This is a genomic window from Bacillus sp. FSL R5-0443, assembly GCF_038608285.1.
GTDB classification, from domain to species: domain Bacteria; phylum Bacillota; class Bacilli; order Bacillales; family Bacillaceae; genus Bacillus; species Bacillus velezensis.
The window spans coordinates 250,988-275,434 of sequence record NZ_CP152013.1 but is presented as its reverse complement, the minus strand read 5'-3'; the positions used below and the strand labels follow the sequence as shown (position 1 = coordinate 275,434).

Annotated in this window: 25 protein-coding genes, 2 pseudogenes and 1 other annotated feature; of the genes and pseudogenes, 7 read left to right on the top strand and 20 right to left on the bottom strand. The window is 47.6% G+C overall.

Translation table 11 applies throughout. The features are described from left to right. Nucleotides 1–91 precede the first annotated feature (91 nt). Nucleotides 92–1,213, bottom strand: a complete 1,122-nt coding sequence (locus NYE28_RS01530; protein WP_094031474.1) for a Rap family tetratricopeptide repeat protein — start codon at nucleotides 1,211–1,213, stop codon at nucleotides 92–94. 109 nt (nucleotides 1,214–1,322) lie between these two features. On the opposite strand from NYE28_RS01530, the gene NYE28_RS01525 reads away from it, so the two are divergent. After that, a complete protein-coding gene (locus tag NYE28_RS01525; RefSeq protein ID WP_011996280.1) occupies nucleotides 1,323–1,826 on the top strand; it encodes a M15 family metallopeptidase in 504 nt (167 codons plus the stop codon). Here NYE28_RS01525 and NYE28_RS01520 read toward each other — a convergent pair. Then, nucleotides 1,823–3,181 carry a YcdB/YcdC domain-containing protein gene (locus NYE28_RS01520; protein ID WP_043021503.1) on the bottom strand — a complete coding sequence of 453 codons (1,359 nt, stop codon included), beginning with the start codon at nucleotides 3,179–3,181 and terminating at the stop codon, nucleotides 1,823–1,825. The genes NYE28_RS01525 and NYE28_RS01520 overlap by 4 nt on opposite strands. Nucleotides 3,182–3,381: 200 nt before the next feature. Next, nucleotides 3,382–4,782: a YcdB/YcdC domain-containing protein gene (locus tag NYE28_RS01515; protein ID WP_094031473.1), complete on the bottom strand. Its 1,401-nt coding sequence runs from the start codon at nucleotides 4,780–4,782 to the stop codon at nucleotides 3,382–3,384. A 126-nt stretch (nucleotides 4,783–4,908) separates the two neighbouring features. Here NYE28_RS01515 and NYE28_RS01510 point away from each other — a divergent pair, with 126 nt between their 5' ends. Further along, a complete protein-coding gene (locus NYE28_RS01510; RefSeq protein ID WP_025284186.1) occupies nucleotides 4,909–5,904 on the top strand; it encodes a DUF5105 domain-containing protein in 996 nt (331 codons plus the stop codon). 43 nt (nucleotides 5,905–5,947) lie between these two features. Here the strand turns inward: NYE28_RS01510 and NYE28_RS01505 are convergent, their stop codons facing one another. The 4 genes from NYE28_RS01505 to NYE28_RS01490 form a co-directional block, all read right to left on the bottom strand. Further along, entirely contained in the window at nucleotides 5,948–6,880 is a 933-nt protein-coding gene (locus tag NYE28_RS01505) for an aldo/keto reductase (RefSeq protein WP_257726585.1), read from the bottom strand. 130 nt (nucleotides 6,881–7,010) lie between these two features. Continuing rightward, entirely contained in the window at nucleotides 7,011–8,081 is a 1,071-nt protein-coding gene (locus NYE28_RS01500) for a helix-turn-helix domain-containing protein (RefSeq protein WP_308973414.1), read from the bottom strand. Nucleotides 8,082–8,217: 136 nt separating this feature from the next. After that, complete coding sequence (locus tag NYE28_RS01495) at nucleotides 8,218–8,862, bottom strand: triacylglycerol lipase (RefSeq protein ID WP_025284183.1); 645 nt, start codon at nucleotides 8,860–8,862, stop codon at nucleotides 8,218–8,220. Between the two features lie 196 nt (nucleotides 8,863–9,058). Continuing rightward, entirely contained in the window at nucleotides 9,059–10,174 is a 1,116-nt protein-coding gene (locus NYE28_RS01490; protein WP_011996274.1) for a type II asparaginase, read from the bottom strand. A gap of 177 nt (nucleotides 10,175–10,351) precedes the next feature. Between NYE28_RS01490 and NYE28_RS01485 the strand changes: the two genes are divergently transcribed. Together NYE28_RS01485 and lmr(B) are read left to right on the top strand one after the other, a co-directional pair. Continuing rightward, a complete protein-coding gene (locus NYE28_RS01485) occupies nucleotides 10,352–10,918 on the top strand; it encodes a TetR/AcrR family transcriptional regulator (RefSeq protein WP_007409030.1) in 567 nt (188 codons plus the stop codon). A gap of 36 nt (nucleotides 10,919–10,954) precedes the next feature. Beyond that, the gene (gene lmr(B) / locus NYE28_RS01480) at nucleotides 10,955–12,394 is read left to right on the top strand and encodes a lincomycin efflux MFS transporter Lmr(B) (RefSeq protein ID WP_038455963.1); all 1,440 of its coding nucleotides are present in this window, start codon (nucleotides 10,955–10,957) and stop codon (nucleotides 12,392–12,394) included. Nucleotides 12,395–12,429: 35 nt separating this feature from the next. Here lmr(B) and NYE28_RS01475 read toward each other — a convergent pair whose 3' ends face one another. Beyond that, nucleotides 12,430–13,557 (bottom strand): aminotransferase class V-fold PLP-dependent enzyme, encoded by a 1,128-nt coding sequence (locus NYE28_RS01475; RefSeq protein WP_342490261.1) that lies wholly within the window; start codon nucleotides 13,555–13,557, stop codon nucleotides 12,430–12,432. Nucleotides 13,558–13,628: 71 nt separating this feature from the next. On the opposite strand from NYE28_RS01475, the gene pcp reads away from it, so the two are divergent. Then, nucleotides 13,629–14,276, top strand: coding sequence for a pyroglutamyl-peptidase I (pcp, locus tag NYE28_RS01470; protein WP_337681217.1), 648 nt, complete (start codon nucleotides 13,629–13,631; stop codon nucleotides 14,274–14,276). On the opposite strand, the gene tatC is transcribed toward pcp, so the two are convergent. The 4 genes from tatC to NYE28_RS01450 form a co-directional block, all read right to left on the bottom strand. Continuing rightward, nucleotides 14,273–14,998 (bottom strand): twin-arginine translocase subunit TatC, encoded by a 726-nt coding sequence (gene tatC / locus NYE28_RS01465; protein ID WP_007409026.1) that lies wholly within the window; start codon nucleotides 14,996–14,998, stop codon nucleotides 14,273–14,275. The genes pcp and tatC overlap by 4 nt on opposite strands. Nucleotides 14,999–15,059: 61 nt before the next feature. Beyond that, a complete protein-coding gene (locus NYE28_RS01460) occupies nucleotides 15,060–15,257 on the bottom strand; it encodes a twin-arginine translocase TatA/TatE family subunit (RefSeq protein WP_003156681.1) in 198 nt (65 codons plus the stop codon). Between the two features lie 12 nt (nucleotides 15,258–15,269). Beyond that, nucleotides 15,270–17,021, bottom strand: a complete 1,752-nt coding sequence (locus NYE28_RS01455; protein WP_014304274.1) for an alkaline phosphatase — start codon at nucleotides 17,019–17,021, stop codon at nucleotides 15,270–15,272. Between the two features lie 263 nt (nucleotides 17,022–17,284). Next, complete coding sequence (locus NYE28_RS01450; RefSeq protein WP_003156683.1) at nucleotides 17,285–17,713, bottom strand: cell wall hydrolase; 429 nt, start codon at nucleotides 17,711–17,713, stop codon at nucleotides 17,285–17,287. Nucleotides 17,714–17,866: 153 nt separating this feature from the next. On the opposite strand from NYE28_RS01450, the gene NYE28_RS01445 reads away from it, so the two are divergent. Continuing rightward, a complete protein-coding gene (locus tag NYE28_RS01445; protein ID WP_003156684.1) occupies nucleotides 17,867–18,250 on the top strand; it encodes a DUF2512 family protein in 384 nt (127 codons plus the stop codon). A 63-nt stretch (nucleotides 18,251–18,313) separates the two neighbouring features. Here NYE28_RS01445 and NYE28_RS01440 read toward each other — a convergent pair whose 3' ends face one another. From NYE28_RS01440 to NYE28_RS01425, 4 genes are all read right to left on the bottom strand, one after another. Continuing rightward, nucleotides 18,314–18,652 carry a thioredoxin family protein gene (locus NYE28_RS01440; protein ID WP_342490260.1) on the bottom strand — a complete coding sequence of 113 codons (339 nt, stop codon included), beginning with the start codon at nucleotides 18,650–18,652 and terminating at the stop codon, nucleotides 18,314–18,316. A gap of 179 nt (nucleotides 18,653–18,831) precedes the next feature. Continuing rightward, entirely contained in the window at nucleotides 18,832–19,221 is a 390-nt protein-coding gene (locus NYE28_RS01435; protein WP_007609195.1) for a DoxX family protein, read from the bottom strand. Nucleotides 19,222–19,351: 130 nt separating this feature from the next. Then, nucleotides 19,352–20,290 (bottom strand): ring-cleaving dioxygenase, encoded by a 939-nt coding sequence (locus tag NYE28_RS01430; protein ID WP_342490259.1) that lies wholly within the window; start codon nucleotides 20,288–20,290, stop codon nucleotides 19,352–19,354. Between the two features lie 24 nt (nucleotides 20,291–20,314). Continuing rightward, nucleotides 20,315–20,935 (bottom strand): nitroreductase family protein, encoded by a 621-nt coding sequence (locus tag NYE28_RS01425; RefSeq protein WP_011996264.1) that lies wholly within the window; start codon nucleotides 20,933–20,935, stop codon nucleotides 20,315–20,317. A 428-nt stretch (nucleotides 20,936–21,363) separates the two neighbouring features. On the opposite strand from NYE28_RS01425, the gene NYE28_RS01420 reads away from it, so the two are divergent. Beyond that, a complete protein-coding gene (locus NYE28_RS01420) occupies nucleotides 21,364–22,257 on the top strand; it encodes a cation diffusion facilitator family transporter (RefSeq protein WP_094032892.1) in 894 nt (297 codons plus the stop codon). Nucleotides 22,258–22,402: 145 nt separating this feature from the next. Here the strand turns inward: NYE28_RS01420 and NYE28_RS01415 are convergent. The 4 genes and pseudogenes from NYE28_RS01415 to NYE28_RS01400 form a co-directional block, all read right to left on the bottom strand. Further along, nucleotides 22,403–22,597, bottom strand: a pseudogene (locus NYE28_RS01415) (IS5/IS1182 family transposase); the annotation flags it as partial. A 111-nt stretch (nucleotides 22,598–22,708) separates the two neighbouring features. Next, a complete protein-coding gene (locus NYE28_RS01410) occupies nucleotides 22,709–22,873 on the bottom strand; it encodes a tryptophan RNA-binding attenuator protein inhibitory protein (protein WP_007409016.1) in 165 nt (54 codons plus the stop codon). Between the two features lie 88 nt (nucleotides 22,874–22,961). Next, nucleotides 22,962–23,212 (bottom strand) — a binding site (T-box leader). A 48-nt stretch (nucleotides 23,213–23,260) separates the two neighbouring features. Further along, nucleotides 23,261–23,491, bottom strand: a pseudogene (locus NYE28_RS01405) (hypothetical protein); the annotation flags it as partial. A gap of 8 nt (nucleotides 23,492–23,499) precedes the next feature. After that, the gene (locus NYE28_RS01400) at nucleotides 23,500–24,447 is read right to left on the bottom strand and encodes a DNA-binding domain-containing protein (RefSeq protein WP_011996260.1); all 948 of its coding nucleotides are present in this window, start codon (nucleotides 24,445–24,447) and stop codon (nucleotides 23,500–23,502) included.

Below are 24,447 nucleotides of genomic sequence, written 5' to 3'. Positions count from 1 at the left end.
ATACAGAGCATGTACCCGGTTTTAATCGGCTGAAAACAAAAGAGATCATAAAAAGAACGATGAAGCCGAAGCTCCCTCGTTCTTTTTTTCATTATGCGTAGTTGTTCATTTGCAGCCTTTTTTGCACGCCGACAAGCCTGCTGAAAAAATAAGATGCCGCTTTGTAGTTCTCCCGTTTATGAAAGAAATGAGCCGCGTCCTGAAGCAGTTCCTCTGTGTCAGCCAACAGCTCTTTTGATTCCAGAATGTCAAAATACTCTTTGAGCGAATCCTGTCCGCCTTCCCCCTGATAAAGCTCTTTAATCAGACGGAATTTCGTCATATAGATCTCATCTTCCCACTCCGCCGCGCTTCTCATGCCCCGCACGCAGCTGGCGGCGGCTTCACTGTATTTTTCCGTTTTAAAGTAGATATGCGTGAGTGAAAAAACAGCCTGGATGACCTGCCGGAAGCTGTGTGCTTCAAATCCGGCAGCCGCCCGTTCAAAATCCTCCGCCGCCTTGCAAAAGTCACCCAGACTGTACATACAGTGCCCGATATTATAATAGGCCGCAGCAATCATATATTGATCATCAAGCCGCTCCGCGTGTTCCAAGGCGCATTCGAGGTATTCCAGCGCTTTTTTATGCTGCTGGGCGTCCATCAGATTTCCGGCAATGATAAATTTGCACTGCACCCTTCTCATTCCGTATAATTCATATTTCTTGTAAATATCAAGCGCCTGCCCCGCGTAATTCATCGAAAAGAAAGTCTGCTTGATATGATAGTACACCTCAGAAATTTTATACAGAAACTCGGCTTTCTCTATGTCATCTTCCACATATTCAAGCTTTTCCTCAGCCCGCTTATAATGAGAAATCGCTGAGATGAAGTTTTTCTGCTTAAATTCATACATTCCCCTGAAATAGTAAAAATAATATTCCAGTAAGCCGGTCAGCTTTTGCTGGTTCATCTCAATCTCAGTGAGCATTTCAGAGAACGGAGGCTGGCAGTCGCCGTCTTTCATGGGTTTTAATTTATCCAGCATGATGCGGTGCCGAAATTCCATCAATGAAAAATACAACAATAAATCCTGGTTCTCTTCCATATCTTCGAGTTCATATTGAATCTCCCGCTTCAGCGCTTCAGCTTGATCGGCTTCAAACGCGCGGATCAGCTTATACCATTCATTCATCTTTACGGCCACTTCTTCAGATGGAATCTTGGATTTCATAGATTTGCCTCCTTCCTCCGGCTACTAATTATGTTATATTTTATCATAGCAAATTTATGGCAGTGAGCAAACAAAGATTTTAATCAATTAAAGAAAGAGAGAATTCACCATGAAACGACCAGTCAGAATTGCACTGCTTTTGATCCTCTTCTTTTCCGCAGACCTATGTTTTTCCTATGTGCAGAAAGAATTGAGGCCGCAGACGGCATTACAAGACAGAGCCATTCCAAGCGCTCTTCATCCGCTCGTGAAACAGAATGCGGAGCTATTGCAGACGGCCGCTCTGAAAAAAGGCATCACCGTCGTTATCACAGAGGGTTTCAGATCAATTGAGGAACAAAACGAATTGTACCGTCAAGGACGTTCAAAAAAAGGAAATATCGTCACCTACGCAAAAGGCGGGGAATCTTACCACAATTACGGCCTTGCGATCGACTTCGCCCTGCAAAAAAAGGATGGAAGCCTGATTTGGGATATGACGTACGACGGTAACCGAAACGGCACGCCCGATTGGCTTGAGGTCGTATCGATTGCCAAAACGCTCGGTTTTGATTGGGGAGGCGATTGGAGAGGCTTTAAAGATTATCCTCATTTACAAATGATCCCTGGCTAATAAAACCTTTTCTTTTTTCGCTTTTGCGCATCAATGTACGGAGGATAGACAGGCCTGTACACAAGCTTATATCCTTCATTGCCGGACGGCGTAAAATCGCGCTGCCACTCCAGCCGCAGATGGAAATCGGATAAAAAAGCGGCCTTTGCTTCTTCGGGAGTAACGGCCGGCACCGGATTGATCTTCTCCAGCTGCTCCGGGTCAATGTCAGGCGCCATGTAAGCTTCCACAAGCCCCGTTACGGGACTGACAAGTATTCTCGCAGCGCCGAACCGCAGCGGAATATCCTGATGCCATATGGAAAAATGGAAGCGGAACCTGCCCCTTCCGTCCGTTTTCAGCGGGTTCATTTTAAAAAACTCGTCCGCTCTCGGATAAAGCTTGTATAAAAATTGAAGCGCGACGGCCTCACACTCTTCCGCAGAATAAAAGGCCGGGCCCTGATGCTCAATAAAGGATTTAAAGGCTGTCATTTTCCCTGTCTTTTTGTCCGTTTTCATCTTCATTGTATTTTTGTTGCTGCTTTCAAAATAGCTTTCGATACTCAAATCTTTCCGTTCCGGAACCGACCCTTTCCGCCATGTCGTTCCGATCTCATCCCCGAGATCGCGCCGGCGCGTCTGAACCATATCCGAGGTAAACCCCATTAATTCATCCAGGCTGATTTCCCGTTTATGTTCAAACGCGGGAAGCGGTTTTGCCGGCTCATTCCTGTCTTCGCAAAGCTGCTGATCCGGCACGATATCATCTTCACCGGCCGGATAGCTGTAAGCCGGCAGAATCGGTTCATAGACGAGACGCGGTATTTTCTCAAAATTGACCACATCATAGACGAGACAGAATGTCAGCACACTCATGTAATGCGAGACGACTTTTTCCCGATCGACGAATGTTTCCGGGACGGGCGCTTCACCCTTATCCCCGTAATAGATAAACTGCACGACGAAGCCGCTCCTGCTTACATCAACGAAAAAACCTGAATCGGGAAGCGGCCGGCCGAGCACTTTTTTTGTATAGATAAATCGGATGCACCCATTGCGTTCTTCCCTCGCCTGAAAGATGAAATTCATAAAAGTAAGCGGGCGGTGTCTCGCCGCAAACCGAAGAGCCGTCAGCTTTAATTCGGCGTCTGACAGCTGCATGTCTGAACTCGGACAGTCGTTGCGTGAATAGGTAAGCAAAGATCCGTCGTCGCCCAGCTCAATCGTGACCGTTTTATCCGGCTGGTTACGATCTTTCCATATATAATAGGCTTTCGTTTTTTGTTTTTCATCATAATCTTCTATTTCAAGCTCATAGTCCGGCGGTATGTTCCCGATTTCCAGCGCTTTTTTTCTCAGATGTTCTTTCAGCAATGGGGTCATCCTTTCAGAAGAGTGTATAAAAAAGAACTGTTTTTTATTATATAAAAACGTCCTTATCCTTTTAAAGGGAAGAAAGTGCCTTTTATGTGTCTATTTTTAGCAAAGAGGGAAAAGAGCCGTATTCAGAGCGGCTCTTTTTCATACAAATGTCACATTCCCCGCGAAAGCCCCGGGACGAACGCCCATGACCTTCAGCCTATTAAACTCGTGATCGCTTCCCCTGTATGAGCCTCAATAAACAGCGGGAAAACCGGCTTGTATACGAGCCTGTACACTTTTCCGCAGCTGTCGTCATCGTAACAACGATCCCAAGCGAGCTCGGCTTTGATGGCCCGGCGGATCGCGTCTTTCGCCTCTTCCATTGTCAATGAAGGAACGGGATCGATTTCCTGGAGCTCTTTCGGATCAATTTCCGGCGGCATATAAAAAGTGACAAGACCCGTCTTTTTGCTGACACAGATTCTCCCCTCTCCGAATCGCAAATCAACGCCGCCCGAACAAGCCTTATATGTAAGTCCCACGTTTTCTCCTTCATCATCCGGCTCATCATATTGAACCCGGAAATACTGATCCGCTTCCGGAAACATGGCGAATAAAAAGCGGATGGCCATGTGATGGCATTCTTCCTCGGAAAACACCGGTTCGCCTTCAACCTTTATAAATGACATCGCCCCGGTGAGCCGGCCCGATTCTTTATCATGCATTGTTTTCAATACGTGTTCATTCCGTTCTTTAAACAGACTTTCAAAGCTTTTATCTTCCCGTGCGGATTTTGTTTTTTCAGGACGCCAGGCAATGCCGATACGGCCCTCTCCAAGGTCGCTTTCCCTCTCTTTATAAAAACCGTCGTGCAGCCCGATCATGTCATTGATGCTCATCTTTTCCGCTTCAGGTGCAGGGCGCGAAATCGGGACATACGGCCGCGTGTCGTCTTCCAGCTCTTCATATTCGTCTAATTCTGCATTCTCTTCCTTCAGGTCGGCCGATATCGGCCGCGTCGGAGACACGATTTCATAGACGAGATGGGGCTTGTCATCCCCCTGCACATAGACGGACTGATGCAGGACGGTGAACAACAGCTCTGCTTCAATATGTTTGACAAAGTGAGCCAATGCTTCCCGCTTGTCCGCAATTGTCTCCGGTCTTAACAGATCATCGGCCTTCCCATGGTAAGAAAAGCCGGTTACTTCCCCTGTCACAGCCAGGTCGATGTAAAACCCGGTCAGCGGAAGCAGCAGACCGTCAGCCATCTGAACATAGGAATATCTCACATCGCCATCATTGGCGGAGCCGCTGTTTTCCAATTCGAACTCAGCCAATGCCCCAGGACGATGGGTTTCTAAAAACGCCCGCATCCGTTTTTTTATGTCCGATTCCGAAAGAGCCGGCAGATCAGTCTGGAAAGCCGCACGGGATAAGTATTTCAGTTTTCCGTCCCGGTCTAATTCGACCATGATGCCGGCTTCCGGATCATTCTTATCTTCCCACCAAAACAGAACCTCATCTTCCCGGTATTCTTCCACATTACTCTCGTAGCGGGCAGGTACGTTTCCGATTCGGAGAGCCAGCTGTTTCAATTCTTCTTTATTCATCATAACACTTCCTTTTCTTCCAAAAAGATTGATGATTACCAAGACTCTTTTATACAAAACTAGTATAATTAACCTGTCCGTCTTCATGACTATCGAATTAATCATTAACAACAGGGGGTAAACCAGATGTCCATCAAAAAAATGAGCGCCGTGTTTTTCATTCTGCTTCTCACGGCATTTACCGCCGCGTGCAGCAGCGAAACGAGCGGCGGCCAGGAAAGCAGCACGGCGAAAGTGAAAATAAAAGAGACGGCATGGGCCGCTTCAGACGATACTGAACATCCGGCCGCGCTGAAAGTAACGGTCACCGTCAAAAATACGGGCAAAGACCCGCTTACCGTCAAAAGCAGCGACTTCTCGCTTTATCAGGATGACGCGAAAACAGCCAAGGCCGATAAGGAAGACTTGATGCAGAGCGGCACGCTTCATGCGGGTAAGACAGTGACGGGCAATCTGTACTTCACGGCTGACGAAGGCAAATCCTATGAATTGGTATATCAGCCGCAGGCAAAAGACGCGAAGCCTTTATCTTATAAACTGAAAGTCAAAGGCACAGCCTCCAACGCAAAACCTGACCCAGCGGACGCATTATCCGCATACATTGATGTGATGCTGTACGGCAAGCACAATAAAGATTTCACCCGCCTGACCGGTGTAAATGAAAAAATGACGGCCGCCGCATATCAGGAATCGGCGAAAGCCAGCTTTATCGCTTCTGCAGGCATTTCACAAGAACAGGCGGATTCAAAATCCATTTCCGCTATTATTGACGCCATGTCATCAGCGCTTCGGGATAACACAGAGCTCAAGGTGCATACCAAATCCATGTCAGGCAAAAAAGCCGTCCTTGAAGCAAAAGTGACGCCGCTTGATATGTCTCCGCTTGCGGGCCAGCTGCAAGACCGCGTGCAAGACTATGCCGGAAAGCACCCTGATGCTGATGAAAACGAAATTGTCAGCCACCTGCTTTCTGTCTATCCAGAAGAGTTTATGCGCCTGAAACCGGCTTCTTCTTCTGTTACAAGAGAAATCGAGATGAAGAAAAACGCCCGCGGCCAGTGGTATCTGGATACAGACGCCGATCTGGAAGGATTGACAGAAGCGTTTTTGAAAACGTCCTGACAACAAGAAAGGAAATAGCGCAGGCTATTTCCTTTTTTTATTTTCACTTAAAGATGTCACTGATATATTGAACCTCATCCTCGGTTAACTGCACATTAAGCGCGTCCAGATTGTGTTTCAGCTGGTCGGGGCGTTTGGCTCCGGGAATGATCGCATCCACCGCCGGCTGCGACAGAAGCCATGCGAGTGCGATATGCGCTGTCTGCGCCCCTTTTTCCTCCGCAACGGCCCGAAGCTTATCCACTCGCTCCAGATTTTGGTGAAAAGCTTCTCCCTGAAACGGCGGCCTGTTCTTTCGGCTGTCCTCAAAGACTGTGTCTTTTGTAAACTTTCCCGTCAGCAAGCCGGAAGCAAGCGGAAAATAAGGAATAAAGGAAATGCCGTTCTTTTCACAATAAGGCAGCAGATCATGCTCCGCCTCACGCTGAATCAGTGAATATTCCGATTGAAAAACCTCTAAATAGCCGTCGGCGTTAAACTCCTGCAATTGCCGGAAGCTGAGATTGGACGCGCCGATTGCTCTGATTTTCCCTTCGTCCTTCAGTTCTTTTAGCGTGCCCGCCACTTCGGAGAGCGGTGTTTTGCCGTCAGGGAAGTGGACGTAATACAAATCAATCACGTCTGTTTTCAGCCGCTTCAGGCTGTTTTCCGCCTCACTCCGGAGAAATTCACGGCTGTTGTCCAGCTCGATTTGTCCGTTGACCTCTTTGTGCGCGCCTTTTGACGCAATCACGAGGCTGTCCCGCACGCCGCGCTCTCCGACAACTTCACCGATTAACTCTTCGGAACGCCCCAAACCGTATATAAACGCCGTATCAATAAAATTGACGCCGCCGTCCAATGCTGTGCGGATGAGTTCTTTTCCCGTTTCATCATTAAGATTCGGAAACAGATTATGTCCTCCGACCGCATTTGCGCCAAAACCGATACGCTTTACCCGTAAATCCGTCCTGCCCAGCGTACGTGTCTCATCCATGGCTCAGGCTCCCTTCCTTTTATCGCTCTGTTTAGTATTAGATAGACGGTAAGAATTATCCTGCCTGAGAGCCTATCTGCAAAAAAAACCTTGAAAAGCGTTTGCCCTTCAAGGTTTTTTTGGCTGTGTATTAAGATGTCAGAGCTGCGGCGAAGCGTTCGGCTTCATCCGTGAGAGCACCCTCGATTTCCTTATAGCGGCTGGAAATCGTTGAGGCGCTGACGCCGTACTTCTTCGCCAGCTTGGCTTGAGAAACGGACGCGCCGTTCAGAGAAATGCTGTTTACGTAATATTCGACCGCCGCCGCGAAAGCTTCAGGCTTTCTGATCGTCGGTGTTTTTTTGATACAGAACGTTTTCCACAGATCAATTACGGCCGGAACCAGCTCAGCCGGGTATTCATCCCCGCTCAGGCCTTTTTCAATGGCGTCTGCCGTTTCCTTCTCCATGTCGTTGGCCCACTCTGTCTGTTTTTCTTCAGCAGCCTGCTCAGGCTCTTCCGCCGTTCCTAAAAGAGCGGCCAGCACAATGTCGAAGTTTTCCTGCATAAAGCGCTCAGGCGATTTTCCTTCCGCAAGAGCCGGGGCAGCCGCCTTTTTCACTTTGCTGATTAGAGCTTCGGCCCGCTTCACAGGGAAGATCGTAAATTGCATGAAGAACTCCGCTTTTTCCGCTTCGTGGATCGGATAGCCGAGAATCAGGCTTCCCGCCGGCGGAAGATCCTGCTGGCTGACGTCCATTTCCACTTTGAATTGTTTTTTCGTCATCACATCTTCAAAGTGAATCATTCCTTCTCTCACATCTTCAAGCACCATAACGGCAGGTGTCATGCTTTTCCATGATTCAACGATTTCCCGTGTTTTCGGGCGGTTGATGCCGCCGGCTTTTTTCTGAAGATATTCTTCAAAAATCGTCTTGCCGCCTGCCAGCGGACGGAAGAAAATTCCCCAGATGCCGAGGTTGAAGACTCCGATGTCTTTTGTCTGTCTGTCCAGCTCCGTAATGAACGCGTGCTGGTTAATAAATGATGATATGCCGTCTCTATGTGCTGTAAAGGCGTACTCCATTAGGCTTTCCTGAATCTGTTTCGCTTCTTTTGCCGCGATGTCTGCCGGAATGGCAGCTTCTTTGCTTCCGCAGCATTTTTTATATTTCTTCCCGCTGCCGCATGGGCAAGGGGCATTTCTTTTCACTTTTCCCACAATAAACCCTCCGAATTCTGATATAACTTTATTATTTTAACAAAAATAACTTCAGAGGGCTTGGTTTACGGCGAAAAAAGAATATGGAAGAAAAAAAGACCCCGGGATATTCACATTCTCCGGGGCTTTGAAACTGTTAATTTGTATTTTGTCCGCCGCCGTTCAGACCTTCTTTAATCAGCCCGTTTACTTGGCTGTTCATCAAAAGTCCGATGTGTCCGACACCGTGAATCTGCACGTTTTTCCCGCCGATCAGCCGTGACAGCGGGTTCAGGACGATTAAGTCCGCTGAGCTGTAAATCGATGTATATAAAATCTTTTGGTTCGGATCAGTCCCCGGAAGCGCCCGGTTGGTCACAAGGCCGTTCGCTCCGCCGAGTGTGACGACGTTTGCAATTTTGTCTCCGCCGTCAAGATTTTTAATGTAATAGAGCGTGTTGGCTCCGCCCATGCTGTGCGCGACGATATCGACTTTTTTCGCACCTGTTTCGCTGAGCACTTTTTTCACGTAATTGGACAGTCTCGGCGCATTGTGTCTGTTGTTTCCGGTTTTGTCTAAGAAATCGATGGCGTACATCTCTTTTCTTGACCAGCCTTGGGATGCCAAGTATGTTTTGATTCCCGCGAAGTTAAAGGACGCCCCGCCGATTCCGTGGACCATGACAACAGGGTTATGCCCTGAGGAGGCTTTCGATACGGTCGGCTGGAAGGCAAATACGGAAATGACGGACAGCATACAAACTGTAAGGACAACTAGAATTTTGCTTTTTATATGTTTCATGAACTTTCCTCCTGCTATGTAATATTTTTGCAGTTTTTATTCTATTAGAGAAGAAAAGGAAAAAATAGTGTATTTTTTACTGTTTTCAACAATTAAAAAAAGAGCGGAAAAATGAGAAAGACGCCCCTTTCCCGAAAGCACGCTTATGCTTTAATACGGCATAACAAAAAAGGAGAGAACACCCAGTTCTCTTCTCCTAGTACTCATTGAAATAGGTTTGAATCCGCTTAGGGTCATGCGTTTTTGTCAGCGCAAGCATCAGAAGAATCCGCGCTTTTTGAGGGTTGAGAGAGTTTGAAGCTGTCAAATGGTCTTTTTCATACTCTCGATTAGGTGTTACCGTTCCGTTTCCCGTCCTTGTGGAGCGGACGACCGCCAGCCCGCTTTTGACCGACTTTACGGCGCCTTTTTGCGCCGCATCAGACATTGAGCCGTTTCCCGGGCCTGCAAAAATAATGCCTTGCGCCCCTGATTTTACGGCAGCTTCAAAGAGATAGCTTCCGTCATTTTGATAGCCGTATATAATATCGACCTGCGGCAGTTTATCAAGTTTATCTATCTTGAAATCTGTATCCTTCGTATGCTTTCGGGTCATGATGTTATTAAAATAGATGTCATCAGCAATTGTTCCGATATAACCCATTTCTTCCGATTTGAATGTGTCGGCCGCGGTTGTATTGGTTTTTGTCACATAGCGCGCCGAAGCGATTCTGTCATTTAATACGACAAGCGTCCCCTTGCCTTTCGCATCAGGCGCAGCCGCTGTTTTTACAGCGTTATATAAGTTGGACGGCCCGTCCGCTCCGATCGCCGTGGACGGCCTCATTGACCCGGCGACAACAACGGGCTTGTCACTTTTGACCGTCAGATTGAGAAAGTAGGCGGTTTCCTCAAGTGTGTCTGTTCCATGTGTAATGACAATGCCGTCTGTATCATCAGACTTGAGCAGCTTGTTTACCCGTTTTGCAAGTTTCAGCAGTGTCTCGTTATTCATATTCTGGCTGCCGATATTCACAACCTGTTCTCCGCTCACATGCGCGACCTCTTTTATCTCCGGAACGGCCTGAATCAGGGCATCAACTCCGATTGCCCCCGCCGTGTACTCCGTAGCGGACGTCTTTGAAGGAGCAGCGCCTGCAATTGTGCCGCCGGTGGCAAGAATTTTAACATTCGGAAGTCCGTCTTTTTTCGCTGGGGCTGCGGCTGCCATCCGGGGCGGTGTTTCTTTCGCTTGAGGAGATTGGGAGCAGCCGGCCGCGATGAAGAGCAGAGCCGTGATAAATGTAATGAAGGGCATAAATTGTTTTTTCATTCTTTTCCCTCCTTTTCTTTATTTATGAAGATTTTCCTCGCACCGGTCAACGCGCTTGTCAGGCAACCTCCCGAAGAAAATAACCGTTAAAAAACCTTGACACCGTCATGTGAAATCAAGATAATAGACCAGTCACTATATTTTAAATTTGTCAAAAATCAGTAAGGTGGGAACATTATGAGCTATGGAGATTCTCGTGAAAAAATCCTCGCCGCGGCAACCAGGCTGTTTCAGCTTCAGGGGTATTACGGCACGGGGCTGAATCAGATTATTAAAGAAAGCGGTGCGCCGAAAGGTTCTCTTTACTATCATTTTCCGGACGGCAAAGAGCAGCTCGCCATTGAGGCTGTCAATGAAATGAGCCATTATATCCGTATGAAAATAAAAGAAAGCCTTGATGCCCATCCTGATCCTGCGGAAAGCATTCAAGCGTTTTTACAGGACTTATCAAGCCAATTCACATGTCCGGAGAACTTTGAAGGGTTTCCTGTCGGTTTACTGGCTGCCGAGACTGCTTTAAAGAGCGAAAAGCTCCAGCAGGCCTGTCAAAGCGCTTATCAGGAATGGGAGAATCTGTTCGCGGGCAAATTGAGATCAGCCGGTTTTTCTGATGAGAAAGCGGCGGAAATCAGCACTGTTTTAAATGCCATGATAGAAGGCGGCATCATTGTGTCCTTAGCCAAAAAAGACAAAATGCCGATCCTCCATATTTCTAAACAAATCCCGAACCTGCTGAAGACATAAAATACGAGAGACATGTACGTATAGAAAGAGAGGAGAATGATTTTGGAAAACGCTCAGCCTTCCAAACAATATAAAGTCATGCCGATCATGATTTCTTTACTGACGGCAGGGTTTATCGGCATGTTCAGTGAAACGGCGCTGAATATCGCCCTGACTGACCTGATGAAGGAGTTACATATCACTCCTGCGACCGTCCAGTGGCTGACGACGGGCTATCTGCTCGTTCTCGGTATTCTTGTCCCGGTATCGGGTCTGCTTTTGCAATGGTTTACGACGAGACAGCTGTTTATCGTTTCACTTGCTTTTTCCATTATCGGCACGCTGATTGCAGCGCTTGCGCCGAGCTTTCCGTTTCTTTTGGCGGCGAGAATCGTGCAGGCTTTAGGAACCGGGCTGCTGCTGCCGCTGATGTTTAATACAATCCTCGTCATCTTTCCGCCGCATAAGCGCGGAGCGGCGATGGGGACGATCGGGCTTGTCATCATGTTCGCTCCTGCGATCGGTCCGACATTTTCAGGGCTCGTGTTAGAGCATTTGAACTGGCATTGGATTTTCTGGATTTCCCTGCCGTTTCTTGTGTTGGCTCTTTTATTCGGCATCGCCTACATGCAGAACGTGTCTGACATTACAAAACCGAAAATTGACGTGCTTTCCATTATTCTGTCTACGATCGGGTTTGGCGGCATCGTCTTCGGATTCAGCAATGCGGGCGAAGGATCAGACGGCTGGTCAAGCCCGACGGTTATCGGTTCGCTCACTGTCGGTGCGATCGCGCTCATCTTATTTTCCATCAGGCAGCTGACAATGAAGCAGCCGATGATGAATCTGCGCGCTTTCCGCTATCCGATGTTTGTTCTCGGTGTCGTGATTGTATTTATCTGTATGATGGTTATCTTATCGACAATGCTTCTATTGCCAATGTATTTACAAAGCGGACTGATGCTGACGGCGTTTACGTCCGGGCTCATCCTGCTGCCGGGCGGTATTTTAAACGGCTTTATGTCTCCGGTGACGGGGCGCCTGTTTGATAAATACGGACCGAAGTGGCTTGTCATTCCCGGGTTTGTCATCACGGCAGCCGTACTTTGGTTTTTCTCAAACATTACCGGCACTTCAACGGCCATTCTCATCGTCGTGCTCCACACATGCCTGATGATCGGCATTTCCATGATCATGATGCCGGCGCAAACGAACGGCTTAAACCAGCTGCCGCCGGAATTTTATCCGGACGGAACGGCCATTATGAATACGCTCCAGCAGATGGCCGGCGCAATCGGCACTGCGGTGGCGGTCAGCATCATGGCAGCCGGGCAGAAGAATTATATGAGCACCGTGAAAAACCCGAATGATCCTTCCGCATACTCTCACGCGCTGATTGCGGGCGTCCAGCACGCCTTTATCTTCGCGATGATTGTCGCCGCTATCGGCTTGATCAGCGCCTTCTTTATGAAACGGGTCAAAGTGAATCACTCATAAGAAAACAGCAGGCTCCCCGTGAGTCTGCTGTTTTTTTATATACCGCGCGCTTCAGCCAGTTCATCAATCGCATAGATCAGATCGTCAGCCGTGTTATAGAAATGAGGCGAAAGCCGGATGATATGTCCGCTGGGTGCGCATACGATGTTTTTCCGCCTCAACAGCGCAGCCGTTTCCGCCGCTTTTTCATCCCGTATGGAAATCATGCCGGGTCTGTCATCGGCAGACGGAGGCCCTGTGAGGTGCAACCCTTTTTCAGAAGCGTATTCATACGCAAATGTGCTGAGTTTTTTTACTTCCCGGTGAATGCGGTCTGTGCCGGCATCATTTAATAGAGATAATGCCGCCTGTGCCGCATATATGCTGATAAATGCCGGGGTTCCGGTCTCAAAGCGTTTGGCTCCGTCCGCATAAGAAAAACGGGTTAAATCCAGCATCGACGCCCGCTGCTGCCCGAACCATCCGGTGACTTTCGGCTTCAGCCGTTCGGCAAGTTCCTTTCTGACATAAAGAAACGCCGTTCCCGGTATGCCGAGCATATACTTTCTCGCACCCGCGGCCAGCATATCAACTCCCCATTCTTTTACATCAATCGGGATGTGCCCCGCCGATTGATAAGCATCGACAAAAAGAAGCGATCCCTTCTTTGCGGATATCTCGGCAATGCGCTTCATATCCTGGACAAAACCGGACGTATAGGACACATGGGGCACACAGGTGAAAAGCGTCTGTTCCGATATGTACGTCTCATACCGCTCTAACGGGATCATTCCATCTTCAGACGGCACGACTGAAAGCTCCATCTCAGTCTGTGCCTTCAAAATGTGGGCGATCGCCGGAAAATCCAATTCCGTATACACCGCCTGTTTCTTTCGGCAATCCGGTAAAGCAGAAACGACGGCAGAGACAGCAGCCGTTACTGAAGGTAAAACGGCGATTTCTTCAGGATGGGCGCCGATCAATTTCGCAAATTCACACCTTGCCCGCTCCGTTCGTCCAATGGCTTCTTCCCAGTTTCCGCCATGCTGAAGCAGGCTTTCCTGATAGTCATTGATCGCTTTTGAAACCGGCAGGGCAAGAGCGCTTTGAGAGCAGCTGGCGAGCATCGTATGTGTGCGGAGCGCCGGAAATAAAGATCGGTATTGCACCAGAGGCGAATTCAAGACATGTTTCCCCCTTCGGCAGGAATATATGTCCATTATAGAGTATGGTAAAAAGAAAAGGAGGGTTTTATATGGAGAAAAAAGTATTGCTGACAGGCTTTGACCCCTTCGGCGGGGAAACGGTCAATCCTTCATGGGAAGCGGTCAAACGGCTGAATGGTGCCGCTGAGGGCCCCGCCTCTATCGTATCTGAACAAGTGCCGACCGTTTTTTATAAGTCTCTTGCCGTGCTGCGCGAGGCGATCAAAAAACATCAGCCTGACATTATCATCTGTGTCGGACAGGCAGTCGGCAGAATGCAGATCACGCCGGAACGGGTCGCGATCAATCTCAATGAGGCGCGCATACCGGATAACGAAGGAAACCAGCCTGTCGGGGAAAACATTTCTCAAGACGGTCCCGCGGCCTATTGGACCGGCCTTCCGATCAAACGGATCGTTGAGGAAATCAAAAAGGAAGGCATTCCCGCGGCTGTATCCTACACGGCGGGGACGTTTGTATGCAATCACCTCTTTTACGGGCTGATGGATGAAATCAGCCGCCATCATCCGCACATCCGCGGCGGGTTTATACACATCCCGTACATTCCGGAGCAAACCTTGCAGAAGTCTGCGCCGAGCCTCAGCCTGGATCTCGTGACAAAAGCGCTCAAAATCGCCGCGGTGACCGCCGCGGCGCATGAGGACGATATTGAGACCGGCGGAGGCGAACTTCACTAAGCTGCAGACGGCGCCTCGGCCCATTTCTTCCGGTAAACGATGCGGGACAGCGTCACACTGATTTCATAGAGGACGAGCAGCGGAATCATGACGAGAAAGTCAGACATAAAATCCGGAGGCGTAATCAGCACCGAGACGACGATCAGCACAAAATACGAAAGCTTCCGCGCCTTTGCCAGCCGGGTTGGATTCACGATTCCGAGCCGTGTCAGAAACATGACGGCCAGAGGCATTTCAAACAAAAATCCGAACGGCAATGTAAGATTCAGCATAAAGGTAAAATACTTGTCCGCCGTAAATACCATGTCAAAATGGCCGGCGGATAATTGTGTTAAAAATCCGAGCACAATCGGAAACAGCACAAAATACCCGAAGGAAATTCCGATAATAAACAAAACCGAAAGCCCCGGAATGTAAAGCAAAGCGGCGCGGCGTTCAAACGGGGTCAAAGCCGGCGCCGTAAAACGCCAGAGCTGAAAAGCGGCAACCGGAATCGTTGCCGTAAGGGCGCATATTCCCGCAATCATCATATACACCCATAAAATCTCGCTCGGCCCTAAAACGGCCAGCCTGCCATCCAAATCCTTGATCAGCCAGTCATAAATATCCTGCACAAACCAGCAGGCGCCGATAAAAAACACGAGAAAGGCGATAACGGTTTTAATGAGACGCTGCCGAACTTCCTCTAAATGCCCGATCAAGTGGGTTTCTTTTTTATCCAATCGTACATCCTCCTTATAGAGAAAGAGGCAGAAACGGATTCGTCTGCCCCCATGTCAGGATTCAGCCTGCCGTTTTGTCTTTCTCAGCCGTCTGCTTGTCCGGCTCTTCATTTGAGACCAGTGTTTTTGCGGCGCTTTTAAATTCAAGCAGCGTGCGGCCGGCGGCACGGCCGATTTCCGGAAGCTTTGAAGGCCCGAAAATGATGAGAGCGATGACGAAGATCAGGATCAACCCGGGAATGCCGATATTAGAAAACATGAGTGTGCCTCCTTATTGTGAGATTTTGGCCCGTTTCTTTCTCATTTGCTTTTCATGCGCATTGTTATGGGCGAAGAAACGATCCTCTTCCACCTCGTTTGACTGCTTTAAACCGCCTGCAACCGCAGCTTGAGAGACCTTCCGAATCCCCGTCTGGTCTTTCTGATAAATGAATGAAGCCCGCGTGGATACCTCAGCCCCCGGCTCCGTCACGTACGGCACCACTCTGTAATCCGCTCTCCATTGGGCAGGGGTCACCGTACAGCGGACATAGCCGCGGTAATCGTTGAAAAACTTAATATGCGGGTTTTGTTTTAAGATCTGATCCGTATCGGCCCGTTTATCCGCTCCGTTTCCTCCAGATGTAATGGAAGTCCCGACGAATTCGGCTCCGAAAATCTTTGAATTCGTTTGATTAAAATCGGTATGCAGGTTTGACGCCCAGCTTGCGTGAACATCACCCGTCAGCACGATGACATTGTTCAGGTTTTTGCTTTTTATAAAATTGATGACCCGCTCCCGCTGAGCCGGGTAGCCGTCCCATGAATCCATGCTGTATATCGGATTGGCGGTTGTTCCGAAATTCCATTGCGCGAAAAAGATTTGCTGCGCCAGCACATTCCACTTCGCTTTTGAAGCGGCTAAATTTCCGAACAGCCATTGCTCCTGTTCTGTCCCCATCAATGTACGCTTCGGATCTCTCCACTCATCAGAAGGCGGCTTATTCCCGTCGCCGTTGGCCTGATCATCTCTGTACTGTCTTGTATCAAGCACATTGAACGAGGCTAAATTGCCATAAGAAAATTGCCTGTACAGCCGCATATCAGGACCGTTCGGCAATGACATTCGCCTGAGCGGCATGTGTTCATAATAAGCCTGGTAAGCTGCGGCCCTCCTGAGCACAAACGCTTCAACGGATTGGCCTTTTTCAGGGATAACATTGGCATAATTGTTTTCCACCTCATGATCGTCCCACGTCACGACCCACGGAAATGCGGCGTGGGCGGCTTTCAGATTGGCATCAGAGCGGTATTGGGCATGACGGTTGCGGTAATCTGACAGTGTATACACTTCAGCGCTGCTGTGCGTCCTGACATTTCCCGTTTTTGACACATATTCGTTCGGTCCGTATTCATAAATGTAATCTCCGAGATGGAATACGAGATCAAGCTTTTCCTTCGCCATATGTTTATACGCCGTATAATAGCCGTGTTCATACTGCTGGCATGAGGCAAATGCAAACGTCATGGCGGATACGTCAGCGCCGGGAGCGGGCAGCGTTTTCGTCCGGCCGACGGGACTGAGCTCATGCCCGCTTTTAAACCGGTAATAGTACACTTTATTGGGCTTGAGCCCGTCCGCCTCGACATGGACGGAGTGTCCGAGATTCGGCTTGGCCATTTCCGTTCCGCGTTTGACGATGTGACGAAAATGTTCATCAGCGGCGATTTCCCATTTTACCGGCACGGCCTGCTTCGGCATGCCGCCCCCATTCAGCGGGTCAGGGGCAAGACGCGTCCAGAGAATGACGCTGTCAGACAGCGGGTCGCCGGAAGCTACGCCGAGGGTGAACGGATAGTTTGAAAATTTCGGAGCGGCATTCACTTCAAACGCGCCGATGGATTGCGCGATCGCTAACCCGAGGGAAAGACCGGCGATTTTCCCGGCGCCCTGTATAAATGCGCGTCGGTCAAACGTATTGTTCTGAAAGCTTTTGTTCTCCAATTCCTTGATCCATTCATCTAAACGGCCGTCATGTGTCATGTCAGTTCCCCTTTCGTCTCATTGATCGCCCTTATTATAAAAAAGAAATGTTAAACCGCTATGAAGAAGTGTGAAGGGTTTGTAAGGCTGAAAAATGGACGGCGGGAGACATTTTTCACATTGTTTCGACAAACCTTGCCCCGCCGGGAGAAAACCCCCTCTGTTTGTTTTTGGCTTGTCATCCGTCAAGCGCACTTTTTTCCTATTTTTCTTCACAAAAAATTAAAAAAACACCGTTCATTCTCAGAACGGTGCGCCCGGGATTAAAATGTATTGTACACGTTTTCGCACGTCTCACCTGTCGGCTGATAGAAGCAGTGGGATCTGAATCTGGCGACAAACGGCTGGCCATACCAAGTCTGCGGGCAGTTGCCCGGAGGCTTAAAATACCACAGGCTGAATTTAGCCGGCCAAAACCGTTCTCCGTTAATGTTCCTGCGGGCAAGCCTCCGCTCGGATTCACGCGGTCTCTGGTAAAAGTATCCGTGAGTCACCGCTTCAAACGCGTGCGGCTGAAACACCATCTGCCTGATGGTGCGCAGGCCTTTAAAATCAGAACAATTCGCCCGCACCCGATTGATTCCCACATTGCCGACCAAAAGCATTCCCTGCTTCCCTTCGCCTTCCGCTTCCGCCCTGAGCAGCCTTGCCATTAGATCGACATCGGCGCTCGACGCTTTTACGACTGCCATCATGACACCTCCCGTATTTTCTCCTTTCATCATATTCAGCAGCGGCCCAGTGATGACAGTCAAAAGCCAGAAAACAAATGTTCACGAAAAAAGGGTTTATATTTCACGGGATGAGGAAACATACTAACATGATTTCCATAAGGAGGAATTCGCATGGAACACATTAAAGCGCTTGCCATTAAAGGCATTATGACCATCATTATTCTGTATCTGATACTCGGCTTAGGTTTTCGCTTTACATTCGGCGACGTGCTGCTGATGACCATTGTGCTGGGAGCCGTTTCCTACTTTACGGGCGACCTGTACGTGCTTCCGAGATGGAATAATATCACGGCGGCGTCCGCTGATTTCGGAATCGCGTTTCTTGTTGTCTGGCTGATGGGAATGCCGCTGTCCATGGGCATTTCCGGAGGAAGACTGGCGTTTGCCGCTCTTATTTCCGCCGTCATCATCGCCGTCGGAGAATATTTTTTCCATATCTATCTGATGAGAAAAGACTTGGGCGGGTCCCGTTTTTTAGAACCCCGGTCCGAATAACCTAAAAAAGGCCGGATAAAAGCCCCTTTAAAAGGGGCTTTTTATTTGTAAAGTATAAACGCTTTATACATCTTGATATAACTGATAAACCCTTTTCAGCCTTTCTTCGAGCTGTTCAAAATGAACAAAGCGGGCTTCTCTCAGAAACTCAGTCCCATCAATGAACAAAAGAAGCACGGGAACAGTGAAGACTGAAAATCTGCCGGCCACCTCTTCTACCTCGTCAGCATTGATATGCCCCAATTTGATATTCGGAAACTGATCCAATACTTTTCTGAGCTGCGGCAGAACAGCGTGACATACTGTACAGGCGGGTCTTGAAATGTAGATAAAACTGAATTGATACTGTTTAATAAAATTCTCGATAGAATCTAATGAATGTAATTCTGCCATCTCTTTCATCAAAACCCTCCTCCAAATCGGCTCGTCTTTTATGACCAAGCTCATCAATACTCGTACATTCACTATACACATTTATATTGAACATATCCGCTTTTTTGCTATTCAGAGCACCTGAACGTTGTGCTTGAAAAATAAAAGAACAGTTACCGCTTTTCAGTAACTGTTCTTAGATACTTATATTAAAAATGCAAAGCGTACGCCCCTGAACCGATGAGTGCAACTCCGATGGAGACTGCAATCAGCACCAAGTTATATTCAAAACCGCCGGCACCGTTGGCAAATCCTTTCGCTCCATGGACTTTTACGATGGCACCTAACATAATAATCGTTATAATAGCAGCTCCGAGCGGGAGGAAAACACCTAAAATAAATAGAATTCCGCTTGCGAGTTCCCCGAGACCTGATAAAGCGGCCGCGGCATTACCTGGTTTAACTCCAATTGACTCGAACCATTGTCCGGTTCCTTTAATTCCGTATCCGCCAAACCAGCCGAATAATTTTTGTGATCCATAAAACAGAAACACCACACCAATCATGATTCGAATAAGTAATAGTCCTGCATCTTCCATTTTTATCTCTCCTTATTTTTCATATTATATGATGTCTGCAAGGCAGCTGTTTACCAACAGTCGCTTCCAGCAAACATCTGTTAAATGTATGTCTTGTTATTTTTCTTCATGCTTCACGTTCATCTATCAATCAATCTAATTCTCTCACTTCAAACGGCAGCAGCCCTTGTTCAATTTGTGCCCGGTGCGGTTCATACTGCTCAGGGAGCATCAGTTTTCCGCCCATTGTTTCTTCTGACTCATCATGGGCAAAGCCAGGCGGATCAGTTGCGATCTCAAATAAGATTTCCCCATGTTCTCTGAAGTAAACCGCATTAAAATAGTTTCTATCCTGAACAGGAGTCACACCATATCCGTGCGCAGCAATGAACCTTTGCCAATCTAATTGATCTTCGTCATCCTGAGCCCGCCAAGCGATGTGATGGACCGTGCCGACACCCATTTGCCCGCGGCCGATAGGCGTTAATTTAAGATCAATCACATTTCCGATATCACCGGCAGAACGATAACGAACGAAGTCGCCTTCTTTACCGACTCGCTCAAGTCCCATGATGTTTTCCAGCAGTTTACCTGTTTTTTCAGGCTGTGCTGATAACAGGGTCGCACCGCCAAAGCCTTTAATGGCAACATCCGGGGTTACGTCTCCGAACGTCCACGTATTGGCTTCTCCTTCTTCTCTTTCCACGATTTCTAAGTGCAGACCGTGCGGGTCATCAAATTCTATATACTGTTCTCCAAAACGCTCAATTTTTGTGTATGGAATGTTGAACTTTTCAAGTCTCTTTTCCCAAAACGCCACGGCACCCTTCGGCACGGCGTAAGATGTCACGCCAACCTGTCCGTCTCCAATGATGCCTTGGCGGGCGCCCGCCCATGGAAAGAATGTGATGATTGTTCCCGGCTTCCCGCCTTCATCCCCAAAATAAAGGTGATACGTACCCGGATCATCAAAATTGACCGTTTGCTTGACCAATCGCAGCCCCAGCACTCCAGCGTAGAAATCAGCATTCTCTTGAGGGTGACCGACAATCGCCGTAATATGATGGATGCCCATCGTTTTTTTCGCCATTTTTATTCGCTCCTTTACAAATAGTTAAATATACTCCACAAACTCATTCACAGGCTTTCGGTAGCCGCGCGGCCTTCTGCTTTCTATTTTTTCTTTCCCGATTGTAATCATCATGACGACCTCAAATTGATCATCTATATTCAAAATCTGTTTCACGGCTTCAGCATCAAACCCTATCATCGGACAGGTGTCCCAGCCTTTTTCCTTAGCACTCAGCATAAACATCATCGCAGAAAGTGAAGCATTTCTTATCGCCTCATCTCTCTTAAATGGTTCTCCCCTGTTTTCATAAAACGAAACGGTGTCTTGAACCATGTGATCATACTCTTGTTTATTTAATACCCCCAGCATCTTCAATCCTTCATAGATGTCAGCCGCTTGCTGATATGCCTGCTTATCCCCTAAAACCAAAAGAACAGCTGATGAGCTAAACACTTTATATTGTCCGTTTGCGGCCTGCTTCAGCTTTTCTTTTACATCCGGGTCAAGAACCGTCACATATTTTGTGTGCTGCAAATTAAAAGCTGATGGAGCCAACGCAACTAATTCAAACATTTCGTTGAGTTCATCTCTTGTGATTGGATGTTCTGGAAGAAAGTTGCTTGCAGATCTTCTTTCATTCACTAGCTGTACAAATTCAGCCATTTCCCTCGTACCCCCTTTATCTCGAATTCGAGATATTATAGTATAAAAAACCAAATAACATATGATCAAAAAACGAAACGTTCTCTTCACTGATCTTTTCGTGATTCAAACGATCAGCAGGTTCTTATCCTGCACTCTAATTAAATTATCTTGAATTAAAAAATCTTGAATTCGAGATAATAATAAAAGATAAATACTCAAATGTCAACAGTTCTTTTTTTAATTCAGCCCCATTTTGTCTGTGTACTGTTTAGCCCTGCTCCAACTTTTTTTCTGTCACCTTATTTATTAGTAAACAGGAAAAAACCTTGCTATAGACCCACTCGAAACTGAATTGGTACGATAAGCAAAGTGATTACACAAGAAAGGATACGGAGAGCGAATCAAAAGCGCCTCTATTTTTTTGTGCAGTTTTATAGGAGGAAAAAATGACAAGTGAAAGAGAACAAATAAGCAAAAAAGTTGCTTTGATTGCATTGATAGCCAATCTGATCTTAATGGCAGGAAAGATCTTTTTTGGACTGATAGGCGATAGTGAAGCAGTTTTTGCCGACGGTATACATTCTGCAGCGGATGTCGTGGCTTCAATTGCTGTCCTGGCCGTCATCGGCATTTCTAATAAGCCGCCCGATCAAGACCATCCTTTCGGGCATGGCAAAGCTGAGGTCATCAGCGAAGCGATTGTAGGAATCATATTAGTGCTCGTTTCCGTGTATATTCTGATAGAAGCGATTTCGTCCTTTGTTGAAGGTCCAAGCATCCCGCAATACAGCGCATTGTTTGCGGCTCTGATATCCTACGCGGCTAAGCAGATCTTATATCGTTATTCGATCAAACAAGGGGAAAAATGGAACAGTAAAGCGATTATAGCGATTGCATACGATCATAAAGGCGATATCGTTGCCTCTCTTGCCGCTTTTATCGGCGTCCTATTGGCGATTATCGGGAACACACGCGGATGGACCTATCTGTTGTACGCCGATGCAATTGCCAGTGTCATCGTGGCGTACCTTATTTTTAAGATTTCAATGGAATTAATCAGGCCGTCTGTTGACGTTCTCATGGAAAAAAGTGTTGATCCCGAACTGATAGAGGAATATAAAGCCGTTATTTTGCATTGCCCTCAAGTCAAACGGCTCGATAAAATCCGAGCAAGAGAACACGGCCACTATAAATTGCTTGATGTCCGGTTATCTTTGGATCATGATTTGACGATTAAGCAGGGACACGATATTGCCCGCGAAATCCGAAATGAAATCCAAAGACACTTTTCAGATGTTGAAGAAGTGCTCATCCACGTGAATCCTTATTTTGAAGAATGAAAAAGCAGCTTGTAGAGAAAACGATGTTTTTTCTGCAAGCTTTTTTGTTTTGTGCTGTTTCTTTACATATTCATTTGATTTCAGGTGCAGAAAAAGCACTCCCACATGCCTAGCTTTGCTTGGCTGGGTATGTGGCAATCTTCAACATCATTTTGAATAAGATCAGCGGATCAAGTGAGGGGCGGTCTTTATTTTCGCTGCAGTAAGGTTTGACTTTTTCACCGATGAAAGAGAAGTCTATGTATTTATCAATTTTTCGAAGAAGGTGATCCTCTTCGACGAGTTGGTCAAACAGAACGAATTCGGCTGTGTTTCGAGAAAAATTTCTTGTGTGGAACATGAGAAAGCCATTTTTTCTGTCTTTCTTTTATTTTATGACAAGGGAAAAATAAAGGCTGTCGAGATTTTCTCGACAGCATGAAGGCCGGATAACGGCCTTTTTCGTTTGATTTCACTGATCAATATGCTTTCTGATAAAATGCAGCAGCGTGTTTCCTTGAGCGGTCAATATGACGCCCTTCGCGCCGCACTTCGGACAGGGCGTCCCTTCCTTCTCCTCGCCGGTTCCTTCACAATGCGGACACGTGAGCTCAAGATCGTCGGTTGCGATCACCATGAATATCCCTCCTTTTTTGATTGTCTGTCCGTCTCCAGTCATTTTCCATGGCCATCACCTCCTTAACAATACAAAAAAACCCCGTCCATCAAAGGACGAGGTTTTCGCGGTGCCACCTTTATTAACGGCTGATAAGCCATTCTCTCAAAAAGTACAGAAACACACGGTTTCAATACTCCTTTCTTGATAACGGGGAAAGAATCCCGGCACCGCCTACTGTCATTTCAGCGCAGCAATTCAGAAGCCCATTCGGCACCGGACGGGGATCGGTTCACAGCGGCCACCGACTCTCTGAACCCCGCGCGCTGATGCGTACTTACTCTTCCTCAGCATTGTTCATCCGTTCTTTTATTTTAAAATGTCTCATACGCTGTCATCCGGCGGAAGTCAATAACCTTTCGGATCGGTCAGGCCGAGCATGTCCCGCGCCATTTGCATATGCTCCTCTTGCCCCGTCTGAAGCGCGAACTTCGCCGTTTCCACAGGGTAAGCGGCCTGCCATTCTGTCACATGCTGATTTTCGTTTACAAAAATATGCGGAGGGTGCAAGCCATGGATCAGCGCGGAAAAATCAGGCCAGTACGAACTGTCATTTATCCACGTTTGCCATCTTTTCCAATGCCAGCTTACCGGCTGCCTCCGCTGACAAATTTTGATCCCTCGCGTAAATCTTTCGCCTCCAAAAAGAAGACGTGAATGAATTTTTTCATATTCACTTTAACCGGAGAAAGCGGCACGGTTTCCTTAGCCTGCATTTCTTTCATTCTCTTGCTGACAGCGGGGAAATCAAAGAATTTCGAGGCGTAATATTCAAATTTGGGGTTTGAAAAATCAGTTGTGCCCAATGAAGCGAAATGGTTTAACGAATGAATGACGGCCCTTCTGATCCGCTGTTCCGAGGCTTTGATTTCCCTGTTAACCTCGGCTTGTGCCGCCGCAGGCCCCAGCTTCCGGATGGCGACGTTTGTAAACATCTGCTTTAAAGACGGGATGTTTCTTTCCGCCTGTTCATCCTCAAATAAATAGTGAAGGACGGCCATGAGGTCATGCGCCCCGCTTTCTCCCACGATGCCTAATTCCGATAAAAGAAATTTTCCTGTTTCTTTGATTGATTTCTCGCGCATCCCCCCCGGCCCGCTTTTTTTCGGCTCATTCCGCTGAATAAGACGGCTTAACGAGTGTTGGATGTCGCCGATCGAGGTTTCCAGTTCAATCCGCTCTTTTACTTTTCGCAAAACGGTGACAATCTCGATTTTGTTGATCGGTTTGTGGATAAAGTATTCGATGCCGAGAGAATAAGCTTCTCCCACCATTTCCTTTGCCTCCACCTGCGATATCATCACCGCTTTTCCGTTGTACGATCCCTGAAGATGCCGGATCGTCTCAATCCCGTCCCGACCCGGCATCAGCAGATCAATTAATAAAATATCGACTTGTTTAAAATGGAGATAATGCCCTTCAATCTGGCTTCCGTCCTCTGCCTCACCGACGACTTCTCCTAAGTCCTCGTCCTCGATCATCTGTTTTAAAATGGAACGGATCGCCCGGTCATCATCAGCTATAAAAAAACGCAT